Below are 17,538 nucleotides of genomic sequence, written 5' to 3'. Positions count from 1 at the left end.
ATCAGTAATAGAAAAAAAAGTGTTTTTGTAATTGTACATCTTATTCAATTCAAATTGGCGAAGCAAATTTATCTTTTGATCAACTGCTGGTTTCATGAAACCTGATTAAAGAAATGATATAAACAACTTCATTTTTGAGTCGTTCCTTTAGTATACTTTTTAAACTATGAATGTATCGGAACAACTTTTAGAAATCCTTAAACAAGAAGGAGTAAAACATATTTTTGGCGTAGCAGGCGATGCTTTAAATCCCTTGGTCTCTGCCATTGGAAATCAAGACCAAATAAAATGGGTAAAGATGAAGCATGAAGGAAATGCTTCATTTGCAGCTTTTGCACAAGGTGAATTAGGGGACAATTTTGGTGTATGCGCCAGCACCGTAGGCCCTGGGGCTTTACACTTAATTAATGGGCTTTACAATGCAAAAAAGGAAAGAAGCCCAGTGGTTGCTATTACGGGGCAAATACCAACGGAGTATCTAGGTACTAATTATCATCAGGAAGTAAATTTAACGAAGATTTTTGATGATATATGTGAATATCAAGCAGTCATACGATCTCCCGAAGAAGCCCCCAAAGTTATCCTTAGGGCAATCAGAATAGCTGTTAATTATAAGGCAGTTTGTAGAATTGAGTTGCCTGCTGATATTGCAGAATTACCCGCTGCTAATCAAGATTTTTTGCAAAAGTCATTCAGGTCTAATTCAAAAATTACTGCTGAGATAAAAGTATTAGAAGAAGCTGCTGAGCTTATCAACCAAGCTAAAAAGGTAGGCATATTAGCAGGGGTAGGATGTAGAAATTCTAAAGAGGAAGTCATAAAGTTTTCAAAACTATTGAATGCCCCCATCACCCATACCGTAAAAGCCTCAGATATATTTGATCATAGCACGGAGAATGTTGTAGGGTTAACGGGTTTAATAGGAAATCCATCAGGTTATAAAGCGGTAATGGATTGTGATTTACTTATTATGCTAGGGACAGATTTTCCTTATTCAGAATACTTACCACATGGTACCAAAACTATACAAATAGATATCCGGCCTGAAAATATTGGAAATAGAACTTCTGTTGATCTTGGAATCCATTCTGACATTAAGGATGCCTTAGAATACCTTAATGAAAAATGTAAATTAAAAAGGGATCCTCAATGGGTTAATGCCTTAAATAAAGATTTTAAAAAATGGATAAAGCATAATGGAAAAATATCTTCCTCAGAATCGGATTTTAAAGTTTTGCATCCTCAAGTAGTGGCAAAAGAAATCAGTGATAAAGCGTCCAAGGATGCGGTATTTGTAATCGATACAGGTACATCTGCTATTTGGGCTAGTAATTTTATGAATTTTCATTCAGAAAGAAGATTAATTGGCGCTTTTAACCACGGATCAATGGCTGTAGGTATACCTGCAGCGATTGGAGCTCAAATTCAATTTCCTAATCGAGAAATTTGGGCATTAGTTGGTGATGGTGCTTTTCATATGACTTTACATGATTTTTCTACAGCAGTGGAATATGGCTTACCAATTAAAATCATTGTTTTAAGTAATGAGGAATTAGGCTTCGTAAAAATTGAAATGGAAGAGGCAGGGTTGAGCCCCAATTATGATGCATTGGAAGTAAAGAATTTTGATTTTGCTGCTTTTGCAGATTTAGTAGGAGGCCATGGCATAAAGCTAGAAGACACAAATAATGTCGAACAGGCAATACTTGAAGCAAGTCAATCCTCAAAGCCTGTTATTGTGGATGCACGTGTTAACGGAGGCGAACTTTCGTTGCCACCAAATATTAATTTTGAGATGGCTAAAAATTTCGCTTTTTCTAAAATTAAAGAAGGATTAAGAGCGGCAAAAGGAGATCAAAAAAATTGGGAAAACATTAAAAATGAGCTTTTATCTTTTATTGACAAAGAGCTTAATTAATAGACTTTCAGATCACGGAAAATACTATCCTACACTTGTAACTTCTTAGGTAGAATGCGTTAATTATAATGAATACCAAAAGTTAATCATTATGATAGAACAACTAAAAACAAGTGCTAATAATAGCTTAGCGCTGGAAGTTATTGATGGTTTTACTGAAAATGATGAAAAGCTTTTTCAAAAACTATTTGATGAAAAGATAAAACGTGGATACGACCATGTAAATGTTCTAGTAAAACTAGATGAATTCAAAATAGGGCATAGCAGTGTAAAAGCTTTTATGGAAGATGGTATTTGGACTTTGAGAAACTTTAAGAAGCTTGGGCATTTTGCCATTGTAGCGCACTCAAAAATTTTAAAAGCTTTAATTCCAATTGATAATTTGTTTTTTGAAAGGGCTCGCGAAGGAAGATACGAAAGATATTTTGATGTCTCCCAGATGGATGAAGCCATGAAGTTTGTGAATATGCATGAATAGCATTTTGAAATTAAACCTAATTTTTTGAAAAATCATCAACCATAATTTATAAGCCTCTGATGAGGAGTGATGCATAATTGTATAATTTATGAGTTCAAATAATAAAAAGATGAATTTTAATGCCACTTGGTCAATGGCTGTAGGTGGTATGGTGGGTGGAGGAATTTTTTCAGTTTTAGGTGTAATTATTCAAACAGCAGGACAGTGGGCTTGGCTTAGTTTTTTACTAGCAGGCTTAATTGCACTAGTTTCGGCTCATAGTTACAGCCAGCTATCACTCCAATACAATGAAGGCGGGGGTGCTTTTACCTTTTTAAGGAAGATTAATCGTACAGGATTTGCAGGTAGTTTATCTTGGATTTTAATTTTAGGTTATATCCTTACACTTTCAGTTTATGCTTTTACTTTTGGACATTATGTGGCGCATATTTTTAATCTGGGTGCTTGGCTTCCCCGAGTTTTAGCATTGGCTATCATTGCAGCTCTTACCGCAGTAAATTTGAAAGGAGTAGGTAGTGCTTCAAAGCTTGAAATCATAACAGTTTATGGGAAACTTTTTGTTCTTTTAGGTTTGGCTTCCATTGGTTTATGGATGTGGTCACCCGAAAATTTAACTGAAGGTATTTCTCCAAAACCATGGCACGCATCTTTGATCGGTGCTGGTACAATATTTATGGCCTATGAAGGGTTTCAATTGCTTTCTTATGATTATGAAGATTTAAAAAACCCTAATGTAACCCTTCCTAAAGCTACAATTTGGGCTGTAATTGCTGTTATTATTATTTACCTCTTGGTCACATTTGGGACTTCCATGCTAGTAGGGGCCGAAACTTTAATTGAGAAAAAGGAAGTAGCATTATCAGTTGCAGGTAAAAAGGCAATGGGTTTTACGGGTTTAGTGGTAGTTACAATAGCAGCAGCTTTTTCTACAGGATCGGCCATAAATGCTACCTTATTTTCAACAGCGAGATTGATGGAGAATGTAGCGAAAAAGAAAGATTTACCTAATATTTTTGCTATTGAAAATAAATCCAACATACCCATTTATGCATTATTAAGTATTGCAGGAGTAGCGATTTTATTAGCAGTAATTGGCAGCCTAGGTAGTTTGGTTGATGCGGCCAGTATTATATTCTTATTCACTTTTGGTACAGTCAATTTGATTGCATTTCAACAAAAGGTAAAATACAGGTGGATTAGTTTAGTTGGGGCAATAGGTTGTGGATTAGCAGTGATAGCAGATATTATCGAACAGCTGAAAAAAAATCCTTATGCAATCGGAGCGCTAGTAATTGTCACTGTATCTATTTTCGTTTTCAGACCTTATATACTAAAGAAGTTAAGGTAAATAATTTAATTATTGGCTTTTAAGTCGTCCCAAGTTAGTAGGATGAAGTTATCTGAACTGATAAAGTTTCCTCCCCATTCTTCTTCATATTTAGCAAGCGGCTTTGCCTCAATAGCTTCTTTAACTGTTTTTCCAGCCCTTATTTCATTTAGCAAAAGTTCTCGAATTTCTGTTAAGAGATTATTAAATGCCTTTAAATCTTCTTTTTTTGATAAAGCTCCATGTCCAGGTATAATCTTGGTATCTTCATCAATTATTTTCAAAACCTGCTCATTAAAATCAATCATACCATTTAAGGTGCCACCAGAATATTTATCAATAAATGGGAATCCATAGGTAACAAAATTATCTCCAACATGAATTACATTTTCATCTTTAAAAAATATCGCAGCATCTCCATCAGTATGTCCAGAAGCAGCATGAAAAATGTATAGCTCGTTATTATTGAAGTATAAATTGATAGACTTTTCAAAAGTGATTACGGGTAATGCAGCTTTTGGTCTTGCGGGCGTAGTTCTTTCCCATAATTCATTATGCTGCTCCTTGCTTAGTCTTTCTCTAACATTTTGCTGAGCGATTATTGTGGCTCCATTTTCAGAAAAATTTTCATTTCCTCCTGTATGATCACCATGAAGATGAGTATTGATGACATAATCAACCTTTCCTCCACCTAATTCTAATATTGCATTTTGAATTTTCTCAGAAAGATCAGCAAATTGATTATCTATAATAGCAACCCCATCTTCTCCGATAGTAAGTCCTATATTTCCACCCCTACCTTCAAGCATGTAAACGTGTTCAGAAACTTTAGTAGGCTTTAATTCAACTTCATCTTTTTGTGCTGATCCATAGTTAAGAATTGATAAAATTGCTAAGGATAATAATGCAAGTTTTTTCATAATAGTTAATTTAATGAGATTCTATTCCATCAATCGATACATTAAAAAAGCAGCTCTTTTTGCTTGCATGCTGAGCTTACTTAAATCTCCAGTTTCATTTATAGTATGATCATCAGCTCCACTCAATCCCATCCCATCTATGGCCATGGCAACATAGCCAGATGTAAAAGAAACATCCGCAGCACCCGCATTTCTTGGGTTAACAGCTACCACTTCACCAAAGCCTAAATCTTGACTTACTTGATTATATTTTTCTAACAATTCACGATTTCCCTCTGATGGTGCAAGTGGAGGATAACCCCCCTCTTTAAAAACTAATTTTGCCGAGGTTCCGGGATAATTATCAGCGACTATTTCTTGCATGATTTTTTTCGCCCTTTTCAATTGCTCCAATGAAACCGCTCTTATGTCTCCACTTACCTTTACCTCTTGAGCCACTACATTCGTTTTGCCATAGGCAGTACCTCCGCTTTCTCCTTCATCGTATTGAACGGAAGTTCCACCTAAAATAACCCCAGGGTTGAAAGTGAGGTTTTCCTCTTTTGATAGCTGAACATAAAATTCGTTTAATATTCTTGCGGCTTCGTAAACAGCTCCAACACCTACTTTATCCGAAAAAACTTGAGAAGAATGAGCTGCATTTCCTTTCACATTTAAGCTCCATCCGGATGAACCTCTTCGTGAAACAACTATAGTTTTAGGATCACCATCTGCATTTTCAAAAGCTAAAGCTATCTCAGCCCATTTTGCTGCATCGGTCAATGCTTTTTTAGACAATTCGATTGGGCTACCACTTTTTTCTTCATCACCCGTCATGACTACCTCTATTTGCATATCCTCTAAAAGCTTTGCTTCCTTCAAAGCCTTAAGCGCCATTAGTATAATCACATCTCCACCTTTCATATCTGCTACTCCAGGGCCTTTTAGAATATTTCCATCTTGCATCTCATATTTTTGAAAAGGACTATCTGGTTCAAAAACGGTGTCTAGATGACCTATAAGCAAAAGTTTAGGGCCTTTTTTCCCCTTAGTTCTAGCCACTAGATGACCTGCTCGATTAAAACTTTCTCCTGGCAACCACTCCGTTTCCATACCCAGTTTGTCAAACTCTGCTCTTAATACCATTCCCACTGCTTGCACCCCTTCAAAGTTCATGGTGCCACTGTTCATGTTTACTATCTTCTTGAGAAGCTCTGTATAATATTCATTATGCTGATCAACTGAAGCAAGCAGTTTTTTTTCTGTTTTATTGTTCTGAGCATTTAGATTTAAAACGCAATAGGAAATAATGAGGAGAAGGCTAAAAAATCTTTTCATGTGATTAAGTTAATAAATTAGTCTTATTAATAATGCATTGTTTTAATAAACCTATTTAAAGTCAAAAGTTTAAAACTAAATCACAAAATATTTATAGTCTTTTGCTAACTTGTATCCAAAACGAAACTATTAATAATATGAAGAAAATCTTTGTGTTTGTATTAGCCTTTATTAGTATACAGGCTTTTGCTCAAACGAAATTAATTGAAAAAGTCCCTCAGGTAGAGGGCAAAATCGTAATTCCTTACGAAAAGTATGAATTAGAAAATGGTCTGACCCTCATTATTCATGAAGATCATTCTGATCCTGTGGTGCATGTTGACGTAACTTATCATGTGGGTTCTGCTAGAGAAGAATTGAACAAATCTGGTTTTGCTCACTTTTTTGAGCATATGATGTTTCAGGGATCTGAAAATGTAGCCGATGAAGAGCACTTTAAATTAGTAACCGAGTCAGGTGGGCGTTTAAACGGAACAACGAATCGCGATAGAACCAACTATTTCGAAACAGTTCCTAGTAATCAGTTGGATAGAATGCTTTGGTTAGAAGCGGATAGAATGGGTTTCTTATTACCAGCGGTTACGCAGGAAAAATTTGAGGTACAGAGAGCTACAGTAAAAAACGAAAAAGGACAGAATTATAATAACCGTCCTTATGGTTTATTCAGAGAAGTAAATGCAGCTTCCTTATATCCTTATGGCCATCCTTATTCATGGTTAACCATCGGTAAACTAGAAGATTTAGATAGAGTGGATGTATCCGACTTGAAGAAATTCTTCCTAAGATGGTACGGACCAAATAATGCTACTTTAACAGTAGGGGGTGATGTGGATCCTAAAGAAGTAGTAAAGAAAGTGGAGAAGTATTTTGGAAGCATTCCATCTGGCCCTGCTGTAGAGCCAATGAAGCTTGATCCAGTTACCATTGATGAGGACAGATATGTAAGTTATGTGGATAAGAATATTCGTTTCCCTTTATTGTTATTTACTTTCCCAACAGTACCAAGATTTCACGAAGATGAAGCTGCTTTAGATTGTCTTTCTGAGATATTAGGTGCAGGTAAAAGCTCTTATTTCTATAAGAAATTCGTTTTAACACAGAAAGCGTTACAAGCAAGTACTTTTCATCCTACTTCAGAATTAGCGGGAGAGTTTACGATGTTTACTTTACCATTCCCAGGTCAAAAATTATCAGACTTTGAGACCCAAGTAAGAGAAATCTTAAAGGAGTTTGAAGAGAATGGTGTAACGGATGCAGATATTGAAAAATTCAAAGCGAACTATGAATCCAACACCATTAATGGTTTGGCGAGTGTAAGTGGTAAAGTAAGTCAGCTTGCTTCTTATCAAACTTTCAGAAATGATCCTGATTATATTCAAAAGGATTTAGAGAGATATTTAGCGGTAACGAAAGAAGATGTTATCAGAGTTTTCAATAAATACATCAAAGGAAAGCCGGCAGTTATCCAAAGTGTTATACCAAATGAAGAGGTAGAGAAAGCAGCTCCTGACAACTATGAGCCTAAAAAAGAAGGAGAAAATCCTTTCCCAACTACTGACTATTCTGGTTTAAGCTATAACCGCCCTGATGATGGTAAGTATGATAGAAGCCAAAAGCCAACTCCAGGACAAAGCCCATTGGTTAAGGTTCCAAAGATATGGAAAGAAAACTGGGATAATGGCATGAAAATTATTGGTACAGAAAGCAAAGAAATCCCAACGGTAACTATTCAGGTTACTTTAAATGGAGGGCATCAGTTAGATGCTAATGATCCTACTAAAGCAGGATTAGCCAGCTTAACTGCTGCCATGATGAATGAGGGAACCACTTCTTTAACTTCTGAGGAATTCCAAGAAGAACTGAGAAAAATTGGAAGTTCAATATCATTCGGGGCAGGTCAAAATTCTACTAATTTATACATCAGCTCTTTAGTGAAGAATATTGATAAAACCTTAGAATTGGCTGAAGATGCTTTGATGAATCCAAGATTTGATGAAGCAGATTTCCAAAGAAATAAAAAGCAAACGATAGAGGGTATTAAATCAAGTGAAACTGATCCAGCAGCTATCGCAAGTTTTGTGTATGATAAACTAATTTACGGTGATAATCACATCTTCTCTGTTCCTTCATCTGGCTTAGCTGAAACAGTTGAAAATATTACTTTAGAAGATATCAAATCATTTTACAAAAGCTATTATTCACCATCCGTTGGGGAGCTAGTAGTAGTGGGTGATGTTTCTCAGGACGAGATTTTACCTAAATTATCATTCTTAAAAGAATGGGAAGGTCCAGCAGTTAAAATGCCTAAATTAACTTTTGAGGCAGATACTGAGAAAACTAAAATATATTTGGTTGACAAAAAAGATGCTGCGCAGTCTCAAATCAGAATCGGTTATTTAACGGATATGGAATATGACCCAACAGGGGAATCATATAAAGCCTATTTAATGAATTACAATTTAGGAGGTGCTTTCAACAGTCGTATTAACTTAAAACTAAGAGAGGAAAAAGGCTGGACTTATGGAGCACGTTCTTATTTTGATACTGGTGATAACCCTGGCCCTTTCACTGCGAGTGCAGGTGTTAAAGCAGATGCTACTGATAGTTCTGTTTATGAATTCATGACCGTAATGACAAAATATAGAGAAGATGGAGTAACAGAAGCAGAAGTTGATTTTATGAAGAAATCTATTGGTCAGCAGGATGCCTTAAACTACGAAACTCCAAGACAAAAAGCGGGCTTCTTAAGAAGAGTAGTTCATTATGATCTTGATGAAGATTATGTTCAAGATCAAATGAAAATCTTGAATAAGATGACTAAAAAAGACCTTGATGCAATTGCAAAAGAAAGAATCAAAACCGATCAAATGGTAATTGTAGTGGTAGGTGATGAAGCTACAAATATCGAAGGCTTAAGAAAATTAGGCTATGATATTGTAAAGCTTAATGCCAAAGGTGAGCCGGTTGAGCAAACTAATATGGAAGGCGGAAAATAAGTTTTTTATAATTGAAATGAATAAGAAGCCAGTACTGAAAAGTGCTGGCTTTTTAATCGTTTATCTACATCTGTAAAAGTAATCGATATTAATGATGGTTCTGTCGATAACTTGTAAAATTACTATCTGAAAGTAAATGCATTAGTTCTTTATTATTTTACTTTTCATTATTTTTAAATATTCCTCCAAAAAGCCTTACAGAAATTTAACTTTTTATAAGCTTTTCATGCATTTTAGCTAATAACTATTAAAAGATTATGATTAGGAGCATTATTGTTGATGATGAATTGAAAAGCAGAGAAAGTCTGCAAATATTGCTTACTGATTTTTGTGAAAATGTAGAAGTGTTAGCACTCTGCCAAAATGTGGATGAAGGCTTGAAGGCCATTAAATCACATGATATTGATGTGGTTTTTTTAGATATTCAGATGCAAAGAGAAACGGGCTTTGACTTGCTATCTAAGCTAGACAAGAAAAACTTCGAAGTCATTTTTACCACTGCATTTTCGGAATATGCCATTAAGGCTTTTCAATATAGTGCTATCGATTATTTATTAAAACCAATAGATATACAGGAATTAAATAGGGCGGTTAATAAAATCACAGAAAGAAAGAAATCTGATATTTCAGCTCGACTAGATTACCTTTTAGAAACAATTTCCCCTCAAAATAAAGAATTTAAAAAGGTAGCGCTGCCATGTCATGATGGTTTGGTGTTTGCAAGCTTAGAAGATATTGTATACCTAGAAGCCTCCAGCAATTATACTATTTTTCATATGAAGGATGGTCAAACTCATATTGTAAGCAAAACATTAAAAGAATACGAAGATTTATTAAGTAATACGAAGTTCTGTCGCATCCATAATGCGCATATGATTAACATAGATTACCTCAAAAAATATGTACGAGGCGATGGTGGTTATGTGATCATGCATGATGATAAATCATTAGATGTATCTAAGCGAAAAAAGTCTGGGTTTCTTCAGATGATAGGGTATTAAAGCCACAATTAAATACATTTTCAATTTTAAAAAGTCTGCTGATTTAATTTAAATCAGCTTTTTTTTGCTTTTAATTTTCCCTCCCACTTACTCAATTTTCCTCCCACCTAATCATTTTGGATTCCTTTTCCTGATATAAAAAGCAAGATTTGATTATCAATAAATCGGAAAAAGACCATGATAAATGAATTAAGCTTACTAGAAAATGTGGACTCCTTTCTCTCCTTCAAATTAAAGGAAGAGATGTTCGCAGTGGAAGTAGAAAAAGTGGTTGAGATATTGGAAGTACCCAAGATTACTTTCATACCTAAAGCTCCCAAATACATGAAGGGAGTCATTAACCTCAGAGGGAAAGTAATCCCTGTAATTGACGCAGGTCTGAAATTCGGACTAACTCCCATTGACATTACTATTGATTCTTGCATTGTTATCATCGAATTACATGATGAAGACAGAGAATTGGAGTTTGGAATTTTGGTAGATCAAGTACTTGAAGTATTTGAATTAGGTAAGGAAAAACTACAAGCATCCCCATCTGTAGACTCCGACTATAATCTAGATTATATCAAGGGCATCTCTAAGATAGATGAAGAATTTGTAATGGTGATTGACATCGACAAAGCTTTTTCAGTAGGAGAAATCAAATTGAAAACAGAGCCCAAAGCAAAATCAAAAGCAAAAGCAAAAACAAAGAAATAATGAAAAAGACATTTTTAACTCCAATTATTTTATTCCTATCAGTTAGTTGTGCCTTCGCACAATTTTCAATGGATGCTGAATTTAGAGCACGCTCAGAGTATAGGGATGGTTCTCGTATCTTATTAGATGATACAATGACTCCTTCATTCGTAAGTTCACAAAGAACCAGATTAGTAAGTACTTACATTGATGATGGGTTTGAATTTAAATTCACCATTCAAAATGCAAGAATCTGGGGACAGGATGATGAAAGAGGTAATGTTCCTAACCTTAATTTAGCTGAGGGGTATCTGAAATATAATATTAGCGATGCCTTTTCAGTAAAAGTCGGTAGACAGCATTTAGTATTAGATGATGGTAGAATCTTCGGATTGCGAAACTGGAATGATATTGCTGTTTCACACGATTTAGCAAAAGTTACTTATCAGAATAAGGGTTTTACGATACAGACTGGCGGAGCTTACAATAATCAAAAGAACATTTACCAAGAAGCGGACTATACACTTAGCTATTACAAATATTTAGTATTCTTCCATGCTAATAAGAAATTTGATAATGGTTTATCAGTATCCTTATTGCATTCAACTGATGCAAATCAAGACCCTAATGATATCAATAGACACTTTGAAAGGCAAACTACTGGGGCTTATCTACAATTTAAAAATTCAGGCCCTTTCTCTTTACAAGCATCGGCTTATTATCAATACGGAACTCACACTAGCGGTTTAGATCAGCAAGCAAATTTATTTTCTGTAATACCAGCATATAAAGTGAATGACAAAGTGAAATTATTTGCGGGAATGAATCACCTAAGTGGAAATGATCAAACTGAAGTTAACCCAACAGTAAACAGATCATTCAATAAGCTTTTTGGTGATGGCCACAGATACTATGGTTTAATGGATTACTTCTTAAATGTTGAAAGCAATACACAAGGTGCTGGAGTAAATGAAATGATGGCAGGTATTTATTATACATTCAAGCCGGGAACTGAATTAGAAGTTTCTTATCACGGTTTTAATGTAGCAGGTGCCTTGGTTGATCCAAATGAAACAGCATTAACTACAGCAAACGGCAAATATGGTGACGAGATTGACCTTCAATTGAAGCATAAAATCAACAAATATTTAAGCATCAGATTCGCTTATGCTACCATGTTTGCAACTCCAACTATGGAGATCATCAAAGGTGGTGATAGTAACAGATATCAGCAATGGGCTTTAGTAATGTTAAGTGCTAAGCCCAATCTATTCAAATTTGACAAAAAATAAAACGAGGAACAATGAAACTAGTAAAACTAACCACCAATCAGCGAATCGTTTACATTTTCGCTTTCGTGATCTTAATTTCTGTAGGAGGAGCGGTGTATAATTCACTCCAAACTCAAAAGTTAAAAACAGAAATTGATAAAATTTACAATGACAACTTATTAAGTATTGACTATTTAATTGAAGCGGATAGAGATGCGTACCAATCTAGCATTGCAATTGCTCAAGCACTTTCTAATAAAAATGGCTCGGAGGATGACTATTTAGCACAAGTAGAGGATGACGTCCAAACTAATTTACAGCAGGTATCAGATAGATATAATCAGTTTTTTGAAATATCAGCTTTTACTAAGCTAGAGGAGTTCAATCAGTATGATAGTTTTGATGCTACCTTCAGAAAAAACCATGAAGAGCTTCAGCAATTAAGCAATGAAATCATAGAGGATCTAAAGAATAGAAGAATAACGCATGCAGGTGAGCTGTACTATGGAGCTTATATGGAAGCTTTTGAACCTATGCGTTCCGCCATGGATAAATACACAGAATTAAGTTTAGATTCATCTGAGAAAGCTTATGCTTCAAGTATTGTATTAAGTGATGGCATCTTCAGAAACTCGATGATTATAGTAGGGGCTGTGTTTTTCTTCATCCTTGCTGGTGGAATATTCTTGAAAAACAGTATTTCAAGACCATTGAATGAGGCTACAGAAATAGTAGAGAAGATGTCGGTAGGTAACTTGAATATCAACATCAATAAAGATAAATACAATAAAAAGGATCAGATTGGTTTCCTTCTATTAAAGATGGATGAAATGGCCAAAAAGATCAAAGGAGTTATTTCAGCTGTAAGTAGCGGAGCTGAATACATCAATAGAGCGAGTGTAGAATTAAGCTCTTCAGCAGGCCAGCTATCACAAGGTGCATCTGTTCAGGCGAGTTCAGTAGAAGAGGTTTCTTCTTCTATGGAGCAAATGGCGGCTAATATTATGCAAAATACTGACAATGCTAAAGAAACAGAAACCATCGCAAAAAATACTACTCTAAGAGTTGAAAGCTCTAATAATGCAGTACTGGAAACGGTAGATTCAATGAACCTAATCGTTAGAAAGAACTCTATCATAGGGGAAATAGCAAGACAAACGAACTTATTAGCCTTGAATGCTGCAGTTGAAGCTGCAAGAGCAGGTGAGCATGGTAGAGGTTTTGCGGTAGTAGCTTCGGAAATTAGAAAGTTAGCAGAAAGAAGTCAGAACGCAGCTAAAGAGATTGATGATATTTCAAATACTAGTGAGAAAGTGGCTCGCAATGCTGGTGATATGTTAGGAAAACTAGTTCCTGAAATCGAGAAAACAAGTAATCTGGTAGCTGAAATTACTGCAGCAAGTTTGGAACAAAATGAAGGAGCCAATCAAATTAATGATGCTATTCAGCAATTAAACTCTGTAGTACAACAAAATGCGGCTAGTGCAGAACAATTAGCTTCAAATTCTAAAGAATTGAACTTCCAGGCAGATGGATTAAAAAGAGCTATTGCTTTCTTCAAATTTGATAAAGATTCTAATGGTGCGGCAACTGAAGAGGTAAGCGATGATCCATTAATGATTAATCTTAATGATGATATAGATGCATTACCAGACTCACCATTAGAATTAGCAGATAAAGCTAAGAATGGTAAGCATAAAAATGGCAAGTCATTAAATGGAAAAAAAGAAGCAGAATTAGAAAATGATGGCTTCAAGCTAATCCTCGATAATGAAGAGGATGATGAAGATGATTCAAAATTTGAAAAATTCTAAAATAGAAATCAGGCATGCTGTTCTTCAGTATGCTTGAATTAATCCTAAAATTAAGGTGACGTCAACAACAACTGTCATGAGCAATAATAACAACACCATCAAGTTACTCGATCGTGAATACTATAAGTTGAGTAGCTTTATCCATGATCATTATGGGATCAACCTGACGGATGCAAAGCGTGTTTTGTTGGAAAGTAGATTGCAAAAAAGACTTAGAGCAGCTGGCCTCACCAATTTTAAGGATTATGTAAAGCAGGTGATCTCTTCTAAAAATCAAGAAGAGATCATCAATATGATCAATGTAGTATCCACTAATAAAACGGATTTCTTCAGAGAAAAATCTCACTTTGATTATATGTCTAAGGTATTATTACCTGAAATGGCAACCAAATATGGAAAGGAATTAAAAGTTTGGAGTGCAGCTTCTTCAACGGGTGAAGAAATTTATACCATCGCTATGGTAATTGAAGAATTTATGAATGTGAATAGCTTCCAGTTCAATTATTCAATAGACGGTACTGATATATCAACTGATGTACTAAGAAAATGTATTCGCGGGGTATATGATTTAGCAGATATTGCTCCTATTCCAAATTCATTGAAGCAAAAGTATTTTCTAAGAAGTAGGGATAAAATCAGGCCAAAGGTTAAAGTAGTCAGAAAACTTAGAGCCAGAGCCAACTTTTATAGATTTAATTTAATGAGTTCGAATTACCCCACTAAAGGTAAATATGACATCATCTTTTGTAGAAATGTATTGATCTATTTTGATCGCAAAACGCAATATGAAGTGATAAAAAAGTTATGCGGTTCACTTAAAACTGGGGGTTATTTATTTCTAGGTCATTCTGAATCTATAATAGGTTTGGACTTACCTCTTCAGCAGGTTACCCATACAGGATATAGAAAAGTTTTAAGCCATGGAAATGCTTGAATTGATATTGAAAGAACATTTCGTTCATCCGGGAATGCTAAGGGTTTCAAGATTTAAAGAAATTATTTGGACTGTTTTAGGCTCATGCGTAGCGGTAGTGCTTCATGATAAAGAGAATAAATATTCAGGTATGAATCATTTTATGCTGCCTTATTGGAATCAAAAGGATGCACCTACTGAAATGTATGGCGATATAGCTACAGAACGTTTGATAAAAAAATTTGAAGCGATGGGTAGTAAAATTGAAAACCTAGAAGCAAGAATTGTTGGGGGCTCTGAGCAAATCAATAAGACTTTTGAAATAGGAAAAAAGAATGTAGCTGTTGCTGAAAAGATATTATCAACCTATAAAATTAAAGTAGTAGGAAGACAAACCGGTGGAGCAAGTGGAAGAAAATTAAAACTATTAACCCACAGCGGAAAGCTCTTTATAAAAAACTTGAATTGAAATTATTTAAATCATTAATCATAACCTCATGAATAAAAATATTGTAATAGCCGAAGATTTTAATGTTTCTCGTAAAATAATAGCGAGTGTATTAACAAAAGCGGGACACCATGTAATTGAAGCTTCTGATGGTAAAGAAGCCGCTTCCTATTTTGACGGTCGTAAGGTCGATATGCTTATCACAGACTTTAATATGCCAGAAATGAATGGAGCAGAACTGATTCAAAAAGTAAGAGCTACATCTGATTACTCATTCATTCCAATTTTATTGTTAACTACGGAAGTAAATGAGGTAAAATTGAAAGCTGCCTTAGATGAAAACATTACGGCATGGATTAAAAAACCTTTTCAAGCAGATGTATTTCTGAAAATTGTAACTAAAGCGCTGAGATAATTATGGACTTTAAGCAAGAATATATTGAAGAAGTAAAGCAGATTTTGAAGAATTTGGAAAAGTCTATCATGCTGCTTGACCAAGAGCCTAATCAGCCAGATGAAATCAATAATATCTACCGCTATTTACATACTGTAAAAGGCAGTGCTGGTATGTTTGATTTTAAGGACATGGAGCGTTTAACTCATGAATTGGAAAACGTTTATACAGATATACGTGACGGCATTAGGACAATAGACGAATATGTTCTTGATCTCACCCTCCATGCGATTGATATTTTGAATGATTTAATTGAAGGAAGTGTGGATAGTGGGCCTACAGATAAGATTATTGAATCTATCATTACCTTAAGAGGGCAAGAAGCTAGTCTTGAATCATCTCAGTCTTTAACCGCAAATAATAATAAAAAGGAAGCATTTAGTATTTTTTTTCGTCCAACGGAAACTCTTTTTAAAAGAGGAATAAACGTTAGTGCCATGTTGGAAGATTTGGAAGATCTTACTTGGCATGAAATTATTATTCATAATGAATCAGTACCGTTTGAAAAACAATTAGCAGATCAGAAATTTGTTTCATGGCTAGAAATTTTAGCCGTTTCTGAAGAAGGACGAGAAGCGGTTGATGATGTTTTTCTTTTTTTAAATGATCAAGATTTTCAAGTTTTGAAGCTTGAAAGTAAGGAAAGCTTTACTAATGAGGAATATAAAAAACAGGTTGTTTTAAACGATGATGAGGTAGAATTCCGACTTGGTAAACTGCAGTCTTTTGATGCAGAGATTTTCAACAAGCAAGCACAGCAAGAAAAAACCAATAAATCTGCTATACTTCAAGAGGTAAAGCATGAACTTCAAGAGTTGCAAGAAGAAGAGGAGCAGGTAGAAACGATAGCCATAAAAAAATCATCTAAGAAGTCAGCGCATATCAATGTAAGTACTGATAAGCTTGATGATTTAATCAATATTGTGAGCGAACTGGTGACCTTCCGTTCTGAAATGCAACACTTATTAAGTGATGAAAAAGACAATGAAATAACGGAAGCGGTAGAAAAATTAGAGTTTCTAACCTTAAGATTAAGAGATTCTGCATTTAATATCCGATTAGTTCCGATTAATATCCTTCAGGTTAAGCTTCAAAGATTAATTAGAACGGTTTCCAAAGATTTAAATAAAGAAATAGAATTCATTACAGAAGGTCTAGATACGGAGCTTGACCGAAGCATTATTACGGCACTTGAAGCTCCATTAATGCATATTATTCGAAACAGCTTAGACCACGGAATTGAGTCACCTGACGAAAGAGAAAGTAGAAATAAGCCAAGAAAAGGCTTATTGAAATTATACTCTTATAATAGTGGAGACCATGTTTTTATTCAAATCCAGGATGATGGAAATGGAATTGATTTTGAAAAAATTAAGAAGAAAGCAATAGAGAAGGGCCTTATAAAAGCCAAACAAGAATGCACTGAACAGGAGTTGATAAATATTATGATGTCTCCTGGTTTTTCAACTGCAGATGAAGTTACCAAAGTAAGTGGAAGAGGTGTGGGAATGGATGTGGTGAAAAAGGAGATAGAATCTTTAAGAGGAGATATTGATATAAGCACAGAAGACGGTTTAGGGACTATCATCACTTTAAGACTTCCACTTACTTTAACAATACTAGATACCTTAGTAGTTAAAGTTTCTGAAGAGAAGTATTTAATACCTATCAATGAAATTGAATATTGTTATGAGGAAGATCATGCAGTATTGTTCAAAAATAACAGAAGACTAATTAATTATGATAATGTATTCATTCCATTCGTTTCCTTAAGAAATCACTTTGGCCATGAAGAGCACCCAGAAAAGGAAACCGTCATTATTGTAAAGAAGAATGATGTTAGGATAGCAGTAGTGGTAGATGATATTATTGGTCAATATCAAACGGTTTATAAGCCATTAAATGAATTAATTCAAGATATAGACTGCTTCTCAGGAGCTTCTATTCTTGGGGATGGTACTACTGCATTAATTTTAAATGCATTGAAACTTAAAAATTAGGTG

At 34.9% G+C, this 17,538-nt stretch carries 14 protein-coding genes; 12 read left to right on the top strand and 2 right to left on the bottom strand.

Annotation, left to right across the window (positions count from 1 at the left end; genetic code table 11):
* Positions 1-166 precede the first annotated feature (166 nt).
* From QYS48_RS06175 to QYS48_RS06165, 3 genes are all read left to right on the top strand, one after another.
* Positions 167-1,918, top strand: a complete 1,752-nt coding sequence (locus QYS48_RS06175) for a thiamine pyrophosphate-dependent enzyme (RefSeq protein ID WP_308357973.1) — start codon at positions 167-169, stop codon at positions 1,916-1,918.
* Between the two features lie 91 nt (positions 1,919-2,009).
* Positions 2,010-2,396, top strand: a complete 387-nt coding sequence (locus QYS48_RS06170; protein ID WP_302103006.1) for an STAS/SEC14 domain-containing protein — start codon at positions 2,010-2,012, stop codon at positions 2,394-2,396.
* A gap of 88 nt (positions 2,397-2,484) precedes the next feature.
* Entirely contained in the window at positions 2,485-3,744 is a 1,260-nt protein-coding gene (locus QYS48_RS06165) for an APC family permease (protein WP_308357971.1), read from the top strand.
* Positions 3,745-3,749: 5 nt separating this feature from the next.
* Here QYS48_RS06165 and QYS48_RS06160 read toward each other — a convergent pair whose 3' ends face one another.
* Positions 3,750-4,643: an MBL fold metallo-hydrolase gene (locus QYS48_RS06160; protein WP_308357970.1), complete on the bottom strand. Its 894-nt coding sequence runs from the start codon at positions 4,641-4,643 to the stop codon at positions 3,750-3,752.
* A gap of 21 nt (positions 4,644-4,664) precedes the next feature.
* The gene (locus QYS48_RS06155) at positions 4,665-5,960 is read right to left on the bottom strand and encodes a M20/M25/M40 family metallo-hydrolase (RefSeq protein WP_308357969.1); all 1,296 of its coding nucleotides are present in this window, start codon (positions 5,958-5,960) and stop codon (positions 4,665-4,667) included.
* Between the two features lie 137 nt (positions 5,961-6,097).
* On the opposite strand from QYS48_RS06155, the gene QYS48_RS06150 reads away from it, so the two are divergent.
* The 9 genes from QYS48_RS06150 to QYS48_RS06110 all read left to right on the top strand — a co-directional run bounded on the left by QYS48_RS06150 (position 6,098) and on the right by QYS48_RS06110 (position 17,535).
* On the top strand, positions 6,098-8,956 hold the full coding sequence (locus QYS48_RS06150) for a pitrilysin family protein (RefSeq protein WP_308357968.1): 2,859 nt from the start codon (positions 6,098-6,100) through the stop codon (positions 8,954-8,956).
* 257 nt (positions 8,957-9,213) lie between these two features.
* The gene (locus QYS48_RS06145; protein ID WP_308357967.1) at positions 9,214-9,957 is read left to right on the top strand and encodes a response regulator; all 744 of its coding nucleotides are present in this window, start codon (positions 9,214-9,216) and stop codon (positions 9,955-9,957) included.
* A gap of 177 nt (positions 9,958-10,134) precedes the next feature.
* Positions 10,135-10,656: a chemotaxis protein CheW gene (locus tag QYS48_RS06140; protein ID WP_302103018.1), complete on the top strand. Its 522-nt coding sequence runs from the start codon at positions 10,135-10,137 to the stop codon at positions 10,654-10,656.
* A complete protein-coding gene (locus tag QYS48_RS06135; protein WP_308357966.1) occupies positions 10,656-11,927 on the top strand; it encodes an alginate export family protein in 1,272 nt (423 codons plus the stop codon). Before QYS48_RS06140 ends, QYS48_RS06135 begins: the two co-directional genes overlap by 1 nt.
* 11 nt (positions 11,928-11,938) lie before the next feature.
* On the top strand, positions 11,939-13,720 hold the full coding sequence (locus tag QYS48_RS06130; RefSeq protein WP_308357965.1) for a methyl-accepting chemotaxis protein: 1,782 nt from the start codon (positions 11,939-11,941) through the stop codon (positions 13,718-13,720).
* A 76-nt stretch (positions 13,721-13,796) separates the two neighbouring features.
* Positions 13,797-14,654, top strand: coding sequence for a protein-glutamate O-methyltransferase CheR (locus QYS48_RS06125; RefSeq protein ID WP_308357964.1), 858 nt, complete (start codon positions 13,797-13,799; stop codon positions 14,652-14,654).
* Positions 14,647-15,102: a chemotaxis protein CheD gene (locus QYS48_RS06120; protein WP_308357963.1), complete on the top strand. Its 456-nt coding sequence runs from the start codon at positions 14,647-14,649 to the stop codon at positions 15,100-15,102. The genes QYS48_RS06125 and QYS48_RS06120 overlap by 8 nt, the downstream gene beginning before the upstream one ends.
* Before the next feature lie 28 nt (positions 15,103-15,130).
* Complete coding sequence (locus tag QYS48_RS06115) at positions 15,131-15,496, top strand: response regulator (RefSeq protein WP_302103028.1); 366 nt, start codon at positions 15,131-15,133, stop codon at positions 15,494-15,496.
* Positions 15,497-15,498: 2 nt separating this feature from the next.
* Complete coding sequence (locus QYS48_RS06110; protein WP_308357962.1) at positions 15,499-17,535, top strand: chemotaxis protein CheA; 2,037 nt, start codon at positions 15,499-15,501, stop codon at positions 17,533-17,535.
* Positions 17,536-17,538: the final 3 nt, after the last annotated feature.

It is taken from the genome of Marivirga arenosa (assembly GCF_030503895.2).
Taxonomy (GTDB): Bacteria; Bacteroidota; Bacteroidia; order Cytophagales; family Cyclobacteriaceae; genus Marivirga; species Marivirga arenosa.
Note: the sequence above shows the minus strand (reverse complement) of the source record. Positions and strands in the feature narration are given on the sequence as shown.

Excerpts from the sequence above, each read along its gene's own strand:
- QYS48_RS06145 (WP_308357967.1), top strand. The coding sequence starts at position 9,214 with ATGATTAGGAGCATTATTGTTGATGATGAATTGAAAAGCAGAGAAAGT.
- QYS48_RS06170 (WP_302103006.1), top strand. The coding sequence starts at position 2,010 with ATGATAGAACAACTAAAAACAAGTGCTAATAATAGCTTAGCGCTGGAA.
- QYS48_RS06135 (WP_308357966.1), top strand. The coding sequence starts at position 10,656 with ATGAAAAAGACATTTTTAACTCCAATTATTTTATTCCTATCAGTTAGT.
- QYS48_RS06155 (WP_308357969.1), bottom strand. The coding sequence starts at position 5,960 with ATGAAAAGATTTTTTAGCCTTCTCCTCATTATTTCCTATTGCGTTTTA.
- QYS48_RS06165 (WP_308357971.1), top strand. The coding sequence starts at position 2,485 with ATGAGTTCAAATAATAAAAAGATGAATTTTAATGCCACTTGGTCAATG.
- QYS48_RS06150 (WP_308357968.1), top strand. The coding sequence starts at position 6,098 with ATGAAGAAAATCTTTGTGTTTGTATTAGCCTTTATTAGTATACAGGCT.
- QYS48_RS06110 (WP_308357962.1), top strand. The coding sequence starts at position 15,499 with ATGGACTTTAAGCAAGAATATATTGAAGAAGTAAAGCAGATTTTGAAG.
- QYS48_RS06140 (WP_302103018.1), top strand. The coding sequence starts at position 10,135 with ATGATAAATGAATTAAGCTTACTAGAAAATGTGGACTCCTTTCTCTCC.
- QYS48_RS06130 (WP_308357965.1), top strand. The coding sequence starts at position 11,939 with ATGAAACTAGTAAAACTAACCACCAATCAGCGAATCGTTTACATTTTC.
- QYS48_RS06160 (WP_308357970.1), bottom strand. The coding sequence starts at position 4,643 with ATGAAAAAACTTGCATTATTATCCTTAGCAATTTTATCAATTCTTAAC.
- QYS48_RS06125 (WP_308357964.1), top strand. The coding sequence starts at position 13,797 with ATGAGCAATAATAACAACACCATCAAGTTACTCGATCGTGAATACTAT.
- QYS48_RS06120 (WP_308357963.1), top strand. The coding sequence starts at position 14,647 with ATGCTTGAATTGATATTGAAAGAACATTTCGTTCATCCGGGAATGCTA.
- QYS48_RS06115 (WP_302103028.1), top strand. The coding sequence starts at position 15,131 with ATGAATAAAAATATTGTAATAGCCGAAGATTTTAATGTTTCTCGTAAA.
- QYS48_RS06175 (WP_308357973.1), top strand. The coding sequence starts at position 167 with ATGAATGTATCGGAACAACTTTTAGAAATCCTTAAACAAGAAGGAGTA.